Annotated in this window: 10 protein-coding genes; 5 read left to right on the top strand and 5 right to left on the bottom strand. The window is 70.6% G+C overall.

Annotated features, from left to right (window positions below; translation table 11 throughout):
- Nucleotides 1-6: 6 nt before the first annotated feature.
- Nucleotides 7-1,377 (top strand): phosphotransferase, encoded by a 1,371-nt coding sequence (locus CQ045_RS00630; protein WP_258130833.1) that lies wholly within the window; start codon nt 7-9, stop codon nt 1,375-1,377.
- On the opposite strand, the gene CQ045_RS00625 is transcribed toward CQ045_RS00630, so the two are convergent.
- Nucleotides 1,323-4,832: an ATP-dependent DNA helicase gene (locus CQ045_RS00625; RefSeq protein ID WP_105720773.1), complete on the bottom strand. Its 3,510-nt coding sequence runs from the start codon at nt 4,830-4,832 to the stop codon at nt 1,323-1,325. The genes CQ045_RS00630 and CQ045_RS00625 overlap by 55 nt on opposite strands.
- Nucleotides 4,829-8,050 carry an ATP-dependent DNA helicase gene (locus tag CQ045_RS00620; RefSeq protein ID WP_105720772.1) on the bottom strand — a complete coding sequence of 1,074 codons (3,222 nt, stop codon included), beginning with the start codon at nt 8,048-8,050 and terminating at the stop codon, nt 4,829-4,831. Before CQ045_RS00620 ends, CQ045_RS00625 begins: the two co-directional genes overlap by 4 nt.
- 173 nt (nt 8,051-8,223) lie before the next feature.
- Here CQ045_RS00620 and CQ045_RS00615 point away from each other — a divergent pair, with 173 nt between their 5' ends.
- Together CQ045_RS00615 and CQ045_RS00610 are read left to right on the top strand one after the other, a co-directional pair.
- A complete protein-coding gene (locus tag CQ045_RS00615) occupies nt 8,224-8,448 on the top strand; it encodes a DUF3107 domain-containing protein (protein WP_105720771.1) in 225 nt (74 codons plus the stop codon).
- 7 nt (nt 8,449-8,455) lie between these two features.
- A complete protein-coding gene (locus tag CQ045_RS00610) occupies nt 8,456-8,743 on the top strand; it encodes a hypothetical protein (RefSeq protein ID WP_105720770.1) in 288 nt (95 codons plus the stop codon).
- A gap of 18 nt (nt 8,744-8,761) precedes the next feature.
- Here the strand turns inward: CQ045_RS00610 and CQ045_RS00605 are convergent, their stop codons facing one another.
- Entirely contained in the window at nt 8,762-9,475 is a 714-nt protein-coding gene (locus CQ045_RS00605; protein WP_105720769.1) for a ferritin-like fold-containing protein, read from the bottom strand.
- Nucleotides 9,476-9,671: 196 nt separating this feature from the next.
- Between CQ045_RS00605 and CQ045_RS00600 the strand changes: the two genes are divergently transcribed.
- A complete protein-coding gene (locus CQ045_RS00600; RefSeq protein WP_105720768.1) occupies nt 9,672-11,192 on the top strand; it encodes a DEAD/DEAH box helicase in 1,521 nt (506 codons plus the stop codon).
- 84 nt (nt 11,193-11,276) lie between these two features.
- Here the strand turns inward: CQ045_RS00600 and CQ045_RS00595 are convergent, their stop codons facing one another.
- Together CQ045_RS00595 and CQ045_RS00590 are read right to left on the bottom strand one after the other, a co-directional pair.
- Complete coding sequence (locus CQ045_RS00595) at nt 11,277-12,200, bottom strand: DUF817 domain-containing protein (RefSeq protein WP_105720767.1); 924 nt, start codon at nt 12,198-12,200, stop codon at nt 11,277-11,279.
- A gap of 63 nt (nt 12,201-12,263) precedes the next feature.
- Nucleotides 12,264-13,136, bottom strand: a complete 873-nt coding sequence (locus tag CQ045_RS00590) for a PHP domain-containing protein (RefSeq protein WP_105721320.1) — start codon at nt 13,134-13,136, stop codon at nt 12,264-12,266.
- A gap of 97 nt (nt 13,137-13,233) precedes the next feature.
- Here CQ045_RS00590 and CQ045_RS00585 point away from each other — a divergent pair, with 97 nt between their 5' ends.
- On the top strand, nt 13,234-14,256 hold the full coding sequence (locus CQ045_RS00585) for an endonuclease/exonuclease/phosphatase family protein (protein ID WP_105720766.1): 1,023 nt from the start codon (nt 13,234-13,236) through the stop codon (nt 14,254-14,256).
- The last annotated feature ends 19 nt before the right edge of the window (nt 14,257-14,275 follow it).

The following is a 14,275-nucleotide window of genomic DNA, read 5'->3' as shown; positions in this document are numbered from 1 at the left end:
GGGGGCATGGGACGCTCTCCTTTCACTCTAGCCGCGGCAGTGACCGCCGCACTGCCCGGGGCGGAGGTCACGGGTGCCCGCAGTCTCAGTGCCGACGGCGACGCACGATTCGACTCGGCGATCGCCTCGCTCGCGGACGGTCGCGAGCTCGCCATCCGCGTCGCCGACGACGACGAGACGGCGCGAGAACTGGCCGCGGAGGCGATCGCGCTCCGTGCGCTGACCGACGGTGCGAGGGCCATGCTCCCGTTCCGCGCCCCCGCCTACATCGGCGAGACCCGCATCGGGGAAGGTCGCGCGCTCGTCACCGAGCTCCTGCCCGGTTTCCAGATCGAGGCCGCCCTGGTGCCGGCCGGACGCGGCGCCGCGGAGTCGATGGGCGCATCCATCGCCGCCGTCCACGGCCTGCCGACGTCCGTGGTTCGCGGAGCGGGACTCGCCACGCGCAGTGCCGAGGAGAGCCGGGCGGAACTGGAGCGCCTCGTCGACACCGCAGCCGCCACCGGCAAAGTCCCTGCCCGTCTGACCGTGCGCTGGCGCGACGCCGTCGCCGACGACGAACTGTGGCGCTTCGAGTCCACCGTGATCCTGGGCGGAGTGCAGGCGACCTCGTTCCTGTTCGAGGACGACCCCGACCGCGGCCCCGAGGTCATCGGGCTGGTCGGCTGGCACGGGCTCTCCGTCGGAGACCCCGCGCTCGACCTCTCCTGGCTGTCGGCAGCGCCCGACGCCGCAGCCGATGTGCACGCCGCCTACGCCCGTGCCATCGACCGCGCACCCGACGGGGGTCTCGAGGTGCGCGCCCGTCTGCTTGCCGAGCTGGAGTTCGCGCGGTGGCTGGTCCACGGCGACTCGATGCATCGGCCGGATATCGTCGACGACGCAGCCGCGCTGCTCGAGGCGCTGGCCGACGGTCTGCACAACGACGACCTCAGCATCATCGATGCCCGCGGCGCCGGGGTCGACTCCGCCCTGGATGCGCTCGACCGTGTCCCCAAGGGCACTGTGAGCGACGTGGACACGTCGATGCACACGGACGCCTACAACCCCGAGGAGCTGTGGGCAGAGGGCGATGAGGACTCCGGTACGGCTCCGACGGACTCCGAGACGTCACCGGACGAGAGCCCGGCCGGCGGATCCACGGGCGAGCCGGAGGACGACCGTGCCCACCGTGCCGAGATGCTGAACGTCGAGACCGAAGATCTCTCCGGCGTCGCGAGCCTGTTCTCCGGCCCCAGAGGTTCAGCCGGAGTCGGCGAAGACTCGCATCCCCTCACTCCGGGCACGGACCACGAGTACGATTCCGACGACTCCGACGAGGCTCAGCGCGCGGCACGTGCGGCGCTCCAGCGCTGGAAGAGCTCCTCCTCCGAGTAGACACGGTCGCCGCGGATGATCAGGTCGTCGGCCACGTAGTAGAGCGCCACGTCGATCTCGTCGAGCGGCACGTCGAAGCGTCGGTGATACGCGAGACGGTAGAGCGCGAGCTGCAGCATCCGCTCTTCCCGCTCCGCAGGCGTACGCGGAGCCTTGCCCGTCTTCCAGTCGACGATCTCGATACGGCCCCCGCGATCGGCACGCCGGTACACGGCATCGAGCTTGCAGATCACGATGTGCCCTCGGTCGCCTCCCGAGCCCTCCAGACCGGCGCCGAGCGCGAAGTCGATCTCGATCTCCACGGCGATCGGCCTCAGGCCGCCCCATTCGCTGCGCTCGAACGTCTCCTGCAGGATCGCGAGGTCGGCGGCGTCCGCGGAGGCTCCCGGCCCGTCGAGGGATCCGGTCGGCCCCTGGACGGGTTCCGACAGGATCTCATCCTCGTCGAGTTCCCAGAGCGCCTCGTCCACGCGGCTGCCGACGCCGACGAGCTCCGATCGCTGTTCCACCCAGGCGTGGAACAGCGTGCCGAGTCGGGTCTGCCGGTAGGGCCGCTCCGGCATCGGGCGCACGATCGACGACAGCGTGCCGGAGAAATCGGTGACGTAGTCCTTGAACCGGGATGCCGGCACGCGAGTCGGAGCCTCGGCGTCTGTTCCGCGCAGACGGGCGGCCCGCTCGGCGAGCAGGCGTGCAAGCTCGATCGACGGCTCGGCCGTACCTGCGCGGGCGGTGTCGGTCACAGCTGCCGCCGCCGCCGCGACCGTGGCCCTTCGCGCGCCCAGCGGGTCGAGAGGCCAGCGGAGGGTCGAGCCGGGACCGTCATACGGGTTGTCGTCCGGGTCGACCGTCTCGATCGGGTCCAGTCCCTGCACCTCGATCGCCTCGACGAGGTAGGGGCTGGGGGTGCGCGGCGCCTTCTGTCCGGCCCAGTGGGAGCCGCTGAGCAGCAGGTCGGTCCGCGCACGGGTGACCGCGACATAGGCGAGCCGTCGCTCCTCCTGCTGCTGGTACGCGCGGTAGGCGTCCTTGAACCGCTTGAGCGCGCCGCCCTGCGGATTCGCCTTGGTCGCACCACCGGAGAGCGACGCCTGCGCGAGTCTCTGCCGCTTGACCGGGTCGGTCTCGCCGCCGACCGCGTCGGCGGGATCCCACTCGAAGCGAGGCAGCGCCTCCCGGTCGCCGCGCAGGGCGAAGGGCACCACCCCGAACCCGAACCAGCCGGAGGTGTCGGAGACCCTGCTGGGAAGCTCGTCGACCACGAGCCGCACCACGGCGACCGCGTCCCATTCCAGGCCCTTCGAGCCGTGGATGGTCAGCAGCTGGACGACGCCGGCCTCCGGCGGCTCGGGCCTCGGCATCAGCTCGTCGGTGCTCTCCGCCTTGTCGAGCCATGCGAGCAGGCTGCCGATGCTTCCCCGCTCGTCGGCGGCGAGGAAGGCCCGGACCTCGTCGGCGAACGCGCGCAGCTGGGTCGCCGCGATGCGTGCGGGGCCTCGGGTCTCATTGGCCGCCAGCTCGATGTCCAGGCGCAGTTCGAGCTCGATGAGACGGATCAGTTCGGGGATCGGCTGTGAAGACGCTCGCCGCAGCCGTTCCAGCATCTCTCCCGCGGCCCTGATCCGCGCGCGGCCGTCGGGAGTGATCGTCTGGACCAGCCGGTAGTCGTCGCGCACGGCGCGAACCACGTCGACCGCATCGATGATGGAGACCGCCTCGTCGGCGCCGCGCGACGAACGCAGCCGCGCCCGCACCTCCTCCGGCAGCGGTGCCATCGCGGTATCGCGCTCCGACAGCGTGCGGCCGAGATCGTAGAGCGCGGCCATGTCGGCGACCCCGACCCCGAATCGCGGCCCGGTCAGGAGGCGGATCAGCGCCGAGCCCGCGGTCGGATCGTGCACGACGCGAAGGGTCGAGACGACGTCGACCACCTCAGGGGTCGCGAGGAGACCGCCGAGGCCGAGGATGCGGTGCGGGATGCCTCGAGCAGCGAGGGCTGCCGCGAAGGTCTGCATGTGCCGTTTCGAACGGAACAGGATCGCGCCGGTGTGCGGTTTTGCCCCCGGCGCCTCGGCGGAGGGGCGCGCGTCGTGTGCGCTGCGGCGCTCGGCGAACCAGTCCGCCACCGCGGAGGCCTCGTCGTCGACCGTGAACGGATACTCCACCGTGACGGTGCCCTCGCCCGCTCCCGGCCGGGGCTCGAGCGGTGGCACGTCGAGCCCCGGACGCTGCAGCGGCTCGAGCACCCGGTTCGCGATCCCGAGGATGCCGCGGTCGTTGCGCCAGCTCGTCATGAGGCTGTAGGTCTCGGCGGTGCCCGAACTCGAGAACGTCCCGGAGAAGGCGTAGAGGTTGTCGGCGCTCGCACCCCGCCAGCCGTAGATGGACTGATGCGGGTCGCCGACCGCCATCACCGCGGAGTCGCGGAAGAGCTCCGCGAGGAAGCGGGTCTGGATCACCGAGGTGTCCTGATACTCGTCGAGCAGGACGACCCGATGCTGCTCGCGGAGTTCGTCGCGCACATCGGGGGCGGACTCGATGATGTCGTAGGCGCCGCCCACCTGGTCGGCGAAGTCGAGCACACCGCGGCGTTCCTTCTCGGCCATGTATTCGCGGACCAGACGTGCGAGCGTCGGCAGGCTGAGGAGGTTCACGGCCGCCTTCTCGACGTCGCCGTTGCCGCGGTACGGCTCGAACGCGAGGGCCTGTTCCTGCGCGATGCGCTCGGCGAGGTCGAGGTCGACCCGATGATCGAGCGCGGCCCCGGCGAGGCGCTGCACGGCATCGATGACCGTGCCGAGGGCGAAGTCGATGTCCTCCAGCTCCGGCAGGTCGCTGCGGAGCACGACCTCGCGGGCCAGCATCCAGGAGGCGGCCTGGCTGAGCATCGCCACGTCGGGGTCTCGACCGATGCGCGCCGCGTGCTCGCGGACGATGCCGTCGGCGAACGCATTGTAGGTCGACACGCGCGGCCGGATCATCAGATCCTCCGCCGAGCGAGGGACGGTCGGGTCCCACCCGGTGCCGTGGTGCGCCGCGAGGTCGTCGAGCACGTGCGCGCGGACCAGTTCGCGTTGCCGTCCCTGCCCTGCCTCGTCGACCCTGCGCAGCGAGCCGTCGCGCACGATCCCGGCCAGATGTGGCAGCAGACCGCGACGACCGTACTCGTCGATGACGGCGAGTCGATGGCCGATCCGCTCCGCGAGCTCGCCCGCGGCCTTGCGTGTGAACGTGAGACCGAGGATCTCGTCTCGCCGCACGTGCCCGTTGGCGACGAGCCAGACGACGCGTCCCGACATCGTCTCGGTCTTGCCGCTGCCCGCGCCGGCCACGACGAGGGCGGGCTCGGGGGGCGCCTCGATGACGCGCTGTTGGGCAGGTGTCGGCGAGGGCTGGCCGAGCGCAGCGGCGATGTCGGTCGCCGAGAGCCCCTCGCCCTCGCTCCAGCCCGTCATGAGCTCACCGCCGGCACCGTGTGGATGCGGCACGGATGCACCCGCCGTTGCGTGTCGGCGCAGTGCGACTCGACCTGCGCGGTGAAGCTCGAGGCGGACATGCCTCGAGCGGCATCGGACACCCGGCGCAGGAAGGCCGATCGCGAATCGGCGTCGAGTGTGTGCTGGTGCGCGATGCGGTAGTCGCTCTTGGCGAGGGTCTTGGACACGATCACCAGGCGAGCCCCCGCCAGCGATGCCGGAGGTGCACCCTCGACCAGCCCCTGCTGGACGGCGACCTGGTAGGCCGCCAGCTGGGCGTGCTCGAGGACTCCCGAGTCCGATTCGGGGTCGTTCTTCCCGGTCTTCAGATCGACGACCACGGTGGGGCCCTCGGGCCCACCGGAGACCTGCTCCCAGCCACGTCCTCGCGCATGCGGATGCTCGCCCGCCCCGGGTGGGTACGCCTCGACCCTGTCGATGTAGCCGTGGATGATCGCCTGATTCCCGCGATCCTCACCGACCGGATGCACCGCGGGCACCGCGTCGCCCTCGCTCTCGTCGGCGACGTCCACCGCGAAGCGGAACTCCACCTCGCTGCCGATGACGCGGCCGCCGTCTCGACGAACGTCACCGAGATAGGTGTGGAGCCGCCCGACCAGCAGGTCAGCCCGACGCCTCTCTTTGCGACCGATCCACTCGGTCTCGAAGTCGAGCTCGGGCCAGTGCTCCGCGACGATCGCACGCATCTTCTCGAGGTCGCCGTCGGGGACGCGCTCCATCGCCTCGTGCACGATCGTCCCGATGCCGGCCGTGGGCGGCATCACCGTGTCGCCACCGAGCGCCGACACGACCCAGTTGAGGCCGCATTCCTCATAGGACTCCATCTTCGAGGGCGACACCCGCGCCCCCGCGACGGCGAGATCGCGCAGTGGAGCATCCGTCGACGCCGGGGTCATCCCGTACCATTCGGCGGGATCCGCCCCCGGCACCCCCTCGCGGGCCAGAACCGAGAGCTGCGCCGCGGCCTCTCGCCGAGCCGACCCCGAGGACGCGGTGGTGAGGGTGCGCCGGTGCCGGGCGACGAGCCCGCGCAGGGTCAGCGGGTGCTCTGCCGAGGCGTGTCGCTCCGGCGGCTCCGGTGCGGGGAGGAAGCCGAAGAACGCGCTCGGCGTCAGGTCGTCGTCGTCGACCGCGGTGATCAGGAGTCGCTCCCGCGCCCGGGAGACGGCACGGACGAACAGCCGGAGTTCGTCGTGCAGCGCCGCCCGTCGACGATCCAGGACTCCGGGGGGTTCGATGCGCACGCCCGTGCGCGCCGCCTGGATCGCGTCGGCCAGCCGCCACGTCTGCAGCAGACCGCCACGCAGCCGCACGTTCGGCCACACGCCGTCCTGCACCCCGGCGACGACTACGGCGTCGAACTCGGTGCCGAGGGCGGTGGCCGGGGTCAACAGCGTCACCTTTCCCGGACGATCCGGGGTCGACAGGGAGTCCTCGGGAACCTCGCTGTCGAGGATGTCCCGCACGAAGGTCTCGGGCTTCTCGTTCGGGGTGCGTTCGACGAACCGCTTCGCCGCATCGAACAGCGAGACCAGCGCGTCCAGCGAGCGCGCGGTCTCCGCGCCGGTCGGCAGCAGGGAGATCTCGCGCCACGCGACCTGCAGCCGCCGTCCGTCGACCGCACGCGCCTGATCCCACACCCGCCACAGCAGATCGTGGATCGTCTCGCCCGCGGCCGCGCCTCGCGCGACGGCCTCGATCGTCTCGGCGAACCGCTCGGCCGTGCGCGACTCCGGCGCGTCGATGAGCGTCAGATGCGACGGATTCGCCATGGCTTGACGCAGCAGTTCGCGCGCCGGTGTCGAGCCGCCCTGCTCGAGTTCGATGTGGCGGAGCCGTGCGCGCAGTCGGCGCAGTCCGATCGCATCCATCCCCCCGAACGGGGTGCGCATGGCTTCTTCGAGCGCCTGCGGCGTGCGTTCCTCGACAGGGGTCAGGGCGAGGCGCACGATGCCGACGATGTCGCGCACGATCCCCTCGCTCCCCAGCGGCCGCTGCACACCGGCGGCACGCGTCGGGATCTCGCGAGCGGCGAGCTCGGTCTCGAGCGTGGTCACCTGTCGCGTGTCGTGCGCGATGACGGCCATCCGATCCCAGCGGACCCCCTCGGCGAGGTGCCAGGCCCGCATGACTCCGGCGATGCGATCGAGCTCTTCGTGGGGAGAGGGGGCGAGGAACGTCGAGACCCGCGCGTCGATCTCGTCGGACGTCACGGGCACGGGCGCACGCCGGTGATCGACACGTCCGGACACGCCGATCGCCTGGGTCACGGTTCGCGTGAGCGCCGTGAGGGCCGGGCGCTGACGATGCGGGCCGTCGAGCACATGCACCTCGCCCAGCACGCCGGCGAGTCGGGCGAAAAGCTCGGGGCTCGCTCCGCGGAAGGAACCGGAGGAGATGTCGGGGTCGCCGAATGCCAGGACCGCGATCCCCCGGCTGCGCAGGGCTCGCACGACCGCGATCCCGCCGCGGGTGAGTTCCTGCGCGTCGTCGATGAGGACCACGCGCAGCGGGGCGAGCGGACCGAGCGTCGCCGTGTCGGCCGTGTGCAGGATGGCGCTCGCCTCGCTCAGCAGATCCGCGGCATCACGATGGGCGGCGCGGAGGGCATCGAGCACGGCGCGGTACTCGACCAGGAACTCCGCTGCCGCCGACCAGACCTCGTTGCCGGATCGGCGGAGCTCGTCGGGGAGCGCTCCGATCTCGGTGCACTCCGCGAGGAAGGCCCTCAGCTCGGAGCGGAAGCCCTTCGAGGCGCGCACGGAAGGGCTGAGCGCTTCCGGCCACGGGATGCGTCCGTCGTCGGCGTCTCCGGCGAGCAGCTCGGCGATGATGCGATCCTGATCGGCTCCGGTGAGAAGTGCCGGCGGCTCCGCTCCCTCTCGCACCATCGCCCCGCGGACGAGCTGGAAGGCGAAGGAGCCGAGCGATCGGGCCAGCGGACCCGGGGTCGCCTGACCGATCCGTACTCCGATGCGGTCGCGCAGCGCCGTCGCGGCCTGACGGTTCGGAGTGAGCGCGAGCACCTGCTCCGGCCGCATCTGCGCGGCATCGAGCAGGTGCACGACGCGGGCGACGAGAGTGCGGGTCTTTCCGGTGCCGGGTGCGCCGATGATGACGCCGGACGAGGTCGGCTCGGCGGCGATCACGGCTCGCTGCGCGGCATCCGATGTCATGTCCTCCACGCTATCCGGACGCGCGGACATCGTCGTCCGCACGCGCTCGCCTCGCGCGCACGGATCCCCGACACCGGTCTGTGCGCTCACGGCGAAACCGCGCCCGGCGGCCGATCCGCCCCGGTGCGCGCGGGGTAGAGTTGGCCGCAGTCCCCGAACTTCAAGGAGCACGCGTGGAAATCCGCATCGGCATCATCAACACCGGCCGTGAACTGAGCTTCGACACCGGCGCGAGCGCGGACGAGGTCCGCACCCAGGTCGCCGCGGCGCTGGAGCAGAGCGCCACGCACGTGAGCTTCGCCGATGTGAAGGGCAACTCCTACATCGTCCCGACCGCGAACCTCGCCTACATCGAGCTGGGCTCCGAGGAATCGCGCCGCGTCGGCTTCGTCGCCTGACCCCACGATGTACATCCTCCTCGCGCTCATCGGGGCGTGCGCCCTGGGTATCGCCGTGCACTTCCTGATCGCTGGCCGCGATCTCCGCGGCGTGGCGCTCGCTCCCGCCATCGCGACCGCCGTCTCGGCGGTCGCCTATACGGGCCTGCAGTGGGCGGGTGTCGGCGAGGACAGCATCTGGCTGTGGCTCGCGAGCGTACTCGGCGCCGCGGTCGTCGCAGCGTTGGCGACGGCGGGGATCACCGCCCTGCGCAAGCGCTCCGATGCCGAGGGCCGGGCTGCGCTGGGCATCTGACCCGCAGCGCGCCCGTCGTCACGACGCGAGGCCCATGGCGTCCATGCGCCGCGCATGCGCACCCATGAGCTCGGTGTACACCGGCTCGATGCGCTCGTCGTCCACGTCGAGGCGCTCCGGCCGCAGCGCGGAACGGCAGACGAGGATCGTGTCACCGACGAGTCGGCGTGCCCACATGGAGAGCAGCGAACGCCACTCCTCATCGCTCTCGATGGTCTCCTGGATGATGGCGACGATCTCGTGCCGCGCGTCGTCCTCACGGAGGATCTCCGCCACGCGACGCCCGGTGTCGCCGTAGCTCGAGGCCAGCGCGAGATAGAAGTCGTCGAGCATGCCGGCGGTGATGTAGACGGCGAGCAGCGTCTCGCGCGGGCGCGCGCCGATCGTCTTTCGCCGGAACGCGTCGAGGTTCTCCCGGAACGGGAGCATCACCTGCGTGGGATCGTCTCCGCGCTCTGCGATGAGCGCGACGATCCCCCGATGCTTCGTCAGCGTCGCCCCCGCCGCGCGTGAGAGCGATTCCTTCTCGGAGAGCTCGGGTGTGGCGCGGATCAGGCGCGTGAGCGTCTCGAAGTAGCCGAGCTGCAGATAGGCCGCCTGGCCGAGAAAGCGATTGAGCTCGGGGGCGAGTTCGGCGAAGTCGATGCGCGTCGCGTCTCCCTGCTCCCCTCTGCTGCGCAGGGCGAGGGTGCGCCGCGGCGCGTCATCGCGCTGCCAGAACCACTTAACCACGAGGTCGTCCTCCCGAGTCCACCACGTCGTTCACAATACTCGTGCGCGGCTGTGCTTCCTGGCCCACAGCACCCCTCGGGTAGGCTTGGCGTGTCCCCGCCGTCGGAGCGGGGCCCCGCGCCTGTGGCACAAGAGACGGCGTGGATCCGTTTACGTGGCGATCCCGCAGGCTCGCCGGACAGGCAATCTGAATATAGTGACAACTTTCGCTGATCTCGGCGTCGATCAGGACATCGTCGACGCACTCGCCGCCAAGGGCATCGTCGAGGCCTTCCCCATCCAGGAGCAGACCATCCCCCTCGGCCTCCCCGGCCAGGACATCATCGGTCAGGCCAAGACGGGAACCGGCAAGACCTTCGGCTTCGGCATCCCCGTCGTCCAGCGCCTCGGCAAAGACCCGGAGCACGGCGTCAAGGCGCTCATCGTGGTACCCACCCGCGAGCTCGCGGTCCAGGTGTACGAGGACATCGATCTCCTCACGAGCAACCGCTCCACGAGCGTCGTCGCCATCTACGGAGGCAAGGCGTACGAGGGCCAGATCGACCAGCTCAAGGCCGGCGCCCAGATCGTCGTCGGCACGCCGGGCCGTCTGATCGACCTCGCCGGTCAGCGGCTGCTCGACCTTTCGAACGCGACCGAGGTCGTGCTCGACGAGGCCGACAAGATGCTCGACCTCGGCTTCCTCGCCGACATCGAGAAGATCTTCCAGAAGGTGCCCGCCGTCCGCCACACGCAGCTGTTCTCCGCGACCATGCCCGGGCCGATCGTGGCCCTGGCGCGTCGCTTCATGACGAACCCGATCCACATCCGTGCGAGCGACCCCGACGAGGGGCTCACGCAGGCGAACATCAAGCACCTCGTGTACCGCGCGCATTCGATGGACAAGGACGAGATCATCGCCCGCATCCTGCAGGCCGAGGGCCGCGGCAAGACCGTCATCTTCACGCGCACCAAGCGTGCGGCACAGCGCCTCGTCGACGAGCTGGGCGACCGCGGCTTCAACGTCGGCGGCGTGCACGGCGACATGGGTCAGGATCAGCGCGAGCGCTCGATGGCCGCGTTCAAGGCCGGCAAGCGGGACGTGCTCGTCGCGACCGACGTCGCCGCCCGCGGCATCGACGTCGACGACGTGACCCACGTGATCAACCACACCATCCCGGACGAGGACAAGACGTACCTGCACCGCGCGGGCCGCACCGGTCGCGCAGGGAAGACCGGAATCGCGGTGACCTTCGTCGACTGGGAGGACCTGCACAAGTGGGCCCTCATCAACCGCGCCCTCGAGTTCGGACAGCCCGAGCCCGTCGAGACCTACTCGTCGAGCCCCCACCTGTTCGAGGACCTCGACATCCCCCAGGGCACCAAGGGCCGCCTCGTGTCGGCTCCGAAGACGGAGTCCGTGAAGACCGAGCGCACCCGTCGGCCCGAGCGCGCCGCGGATGCCGCGGCCGAGGGGACCGACGAGGGCGGCACGCGTCGTCGTCGCCGCCGCCGCAACAGCACCACCCCGGTCGGCTCGACCTTCACCGAAGGCGCCTCGGAGGCGGCCACCGGCGAGGGCCAGTCCGCTCCCGCCGCCGATCGCAGCGCCGAGGGCGCCGGCACGCATGACGGCGCGGGCAAGGAGCACCACGACGGCAAGCCGGCACCGGCGCGCCGTCGCCGTCGCCGTCGCGGCGGCTCGGGCGCGGGAGCTGCTCCGGTCACCGGGGCCTGAACTCCACGCTGAAGGGGCGCACACGCTCGGGCTGACCTCCCGACGTGTGCGCCCCTTCGCGTGTCCGGACGGACGAAACGGACGTCATGCCCGACCGGTCTGCTCTCCCTCGGCGGCACGGGCATCGATCGGGACGCCGTCGCTCGGATCACGCAGCAGCGCGGCCGGGACCTGGGGCGGGTAGACCCACGCGACCAGCACCACCGAGATGATCATCAGCAGGAACCACGAGCTCAGCTTGCTCGACGACACCGGCTGCCAGACCTCGGCCTGATCGGGGTAGGCCCACGCACCCGCCCAGGTGCCGATGTTCTCCGCCAGGTAGATGAAGACGGCGACCCCCGCGAACACCGCCAGCAGCGGCAGCCTGAGCGTCCGGCGCCAGACCCGTGCGTGCATCACGGTCGGCAGCCACAGCACCACGACGGCCGCGAGCAGCACCCAGCGGGCATCCCACCACCAGTGATGTGCGAAGAAGTTGAGGTAGATCGCCGCTGCGAGGACCGCCGTCATCCACCGTCGCGGATACCGGGCGAAGCCGAGGTCGAATAAGCGGTAGACGCGGACCATGTACGAGCCGACCGCGGCATACATGAACCCGCTGAACAGCGGCACTCCCCCGATGCGCAGGAATCCTTCCGCGGCGTACGCCCACGACCCCACGTCGGTCTTGAAGAGCTCCATCACCGTCCCCGTCACGTGGAACAGCACGATCACCCAGAGCTCACGACCACTCTCCAGGCGGAACACCAGCATCGCCACCTGGATGAGAACTGCGGCGATGGTGAGCGCGTCATTGCGGGCGAGCGCCGCATCGTCGGGGTACCACAGGCGCGCCGCGACGATCACGAGCAGCAGCGCCGCACCGAAGATGCACGCCCAGGCCTGCTTGAGGACGAAGACGGCGAACTCGACCAGGCCGGCGCGGATGCCGTTCGCCGGGGCGCCGAGGAGAACGCGGTGGGCGATCGCATCGACGCGGCGCTCCAGGGAAGTCGCTCGCTGCATTCCACGGACGGTATCGGCCCCGGTCGACAGGTCGCCGGGAGATGGCCGACAGAATGCCGAGGATCAGGGAAGACGCGGGGCGATGCCGGTGCCGCGTGCGACGAGTCGGGCCACCATCTCGTCCGAGGTGGTGTTCTCGCCGGGACGATTGGGCTTGCCGCTGCCGTGATAGTCGCTCGATCCGGTGACGATGAGGTCGTGCTTCGCGGCGATCTCGTGCAGCATCCGCTTGCCGGCTTCGGTGTTCTCCCGATGATCGATCTCGAATCCGCCGAGGCCGGCCGCGATCAGGCGCTCGATGAAGGGCACGGGCATCATCCGGTCTCGCCCGACGGTGACGGGGTGAGCGATGATCGCCACTCCCCCGGCCTCGGTGATCAGGCGCACGGCGGTCAGCGGGTCCGGTGCGTAATGCGGCTCGTAGTAGCCCTCGCGCGGGTGGAGGATGCCGTCGAACGCCTCGGTCCGGTCGCGCACGATCCCGCGGGCGACGAGTGCGTCCGCGATGTGGGGGCGTCCCACGGTCGCGTCGAGGGTGGTCTGTGCGACCACGTCGTCCCAGTGCAGGTCGTAGTCGCGGCCGATGCTCCGCACGATGCGCTCCGCCCGCCCGACCCGGTCTCCGCGGATGCGGTCCGTCTCGGCGCGCAGAGCGTCGTCCTCGGGATCGAAGAGGTACCCGAGCACGTGCACGCTGCGCCATTCGTGCTTCGCCGACAGCTCCATCCCGGGGATGAACGTCATCCCGAGTGCGACAGCGGCGTCTCCGGCCTCGCGCCAGCCGGTGGAGCGGTCATGATCGGTGAGGGCGAGCGTGCGAACCCCGTACGCGTGCGCCTGGGCGACCACCTCGGCAGGCGACTCCGTGCCATCGGAATGGTTGGAGTGCAGGTGCAGGTCGACGGGACCGGCGAACCCGGGTGACGATGTGGCCATCCTCCGAGAGTACCGAGCGGCACCGGCACCGGAGGCGAGCGGCGCCGAGGAGTCGTCGGCAAGGGAGTTCACAGGCGGCGCTTCTAGGCTTGAGGGGATGTTTCGACTACTGGGGATCCTCTTCACCGTGCTGCTCGCGATCGCGACGGCGGTCGTCGTCTGGCCGCAGTTCTTCCATCTCGAGCAGACGTACCCGTTCGCGCAGCTCGTGTCGGCGCGCGGGCTCGTCCTCGGCGGGTTCCTCATCGTCGCCGTGCTGGCGCTCCTGCTGCTCTTCGCCCGCCCGCTGCGAGGGTTCGCGGCGTCGGTCCTGATCGTGGCGCTGCTGGGTGCGGGGGCGACCGGCGCGATCGGCGCGACCCGCGGGTTCGGGGCATCCGCGCTCCCGGAGAAGACCGAGAGCAGCGTCCGCGTGCTCACCTGGAACACGGCGGGCGAGGCCGTGCCCGCGGAGGAGATCGCGCGGCAGATCCTCGACCAGGGCGCGGACATCGTCGCCCTCCCCGAGACGACGGAGGCCGTTGGCGAGCGCATCGCCATCATGCTGCGCGAGCAGGGGCACCCGATGTGGGTTCATCACGTGCAGTTCCGCCCGGATGTGCCGAACGGCCCGCAGTCGTGGCAGACGACCGTCCTGGTCGCCCCGGATCTCGGCGAGTACTCGGTCATCGAGTCGTCCAAGGACGGCACCAGCAACACGGGTTCCGTTCCCAGCGTCGTGCTCATGCCGATCGACGACTCGGGCCCCACGATCGTCGCCGTGCACGCGGTCGCTCCGCGCATGGAGGAGATGCAGCAGTGGCAGAGCGATCTGCAGTGGATCGCCGACCAGTGCCCGCAGGGCGACTTCATCCTGGCGGGCGACTTCAACGCGACGATCGACCACATGGCATCGCTCGGGGTGGACGGAGGCGACATCGGCTACTGCCGCGATGTCGCGTCGCGCACCGGCAACGGCCTCACCGGCACCTGGCCGAGTTCGCTGCCCGCGCTTGCCGGCGCCCCCATCGACCATGTGATGACGTCCGAGAACTGGACGCCGACGGGCTCGGTCGTCCTCGACGAGGCCGGCGGCAGCGATCACCGCGCGCTGATCGTGCAGCTCGAGCCGGCCGACTGAACTCCCGTCCCCGCCCTGC

It is taken from the genome of Microbacterium sp. MYb66 (genome assembly GCF_002979435.1).
Taxonomy (GTDB): domain Bacteria; phylum Actinomycetota; class Actinomycetes; order Actinomycetales; family Microbacteriaceae; genus Microbacterium.
Note: the sequence above shows the minus strand (reverse complement) of the source record. Positions and strands in the feature narration are given on the sequence as shown.

Bases quoted from the DNA above. Each gene is read 5' to 3' on its own strand.
- CQ045_RS00610 (WP_105720770.1), top strand. From the start codon at position 8,456: ATGTACATCCTCCTCGCGCTCATCGGGGCGTGCGCCCTGGGTATCGCC.
- CQ045_RS00630 (WP_258130833.1), top strand. From the start codon at position 7: ATGGGACGCTCTCCTTTCACTCTAGCCGCGGCAGTGACCGCCGCACTG.
- CQ045_RS00590 (WP_105721320.1), bottom strand. From the start codon at position 13,136: ATGGCCACATCGTCACCCGGGTTCGCCGGTCCCGTCGACCTGCACCTG.
- CQ045_RS00595 (WP_105720767.1), bottom strand. From the start codon at position 12,200: ATGCAGCGAGCGACTTCCCTGGAGCGCCGCGTCGATGCGATCGCCCAC.
- CQ045_RS00620 (WP_105720772.1), bottom strand. From the start codon at position 8,050: ATGACATCGGATGCCGCGCAGCGAGCCGTGATCGCCGCCGAGCCGACC.
- CQ045_RS00625 (WP_105720773.1), bottom strand. From the start codon at position 4,832: ATGACGGGCTGGAGCGAGGGCGAGGGGCTCTCGGCGACCGACATCGCC.
- CQ045_RS00585 (WP_105720766.1), top strand. From the start codon at position 13,234: ATGTTTCGACTACTGGGGATCCTCTTCACCGTGCTGCTCGCGATCGCG.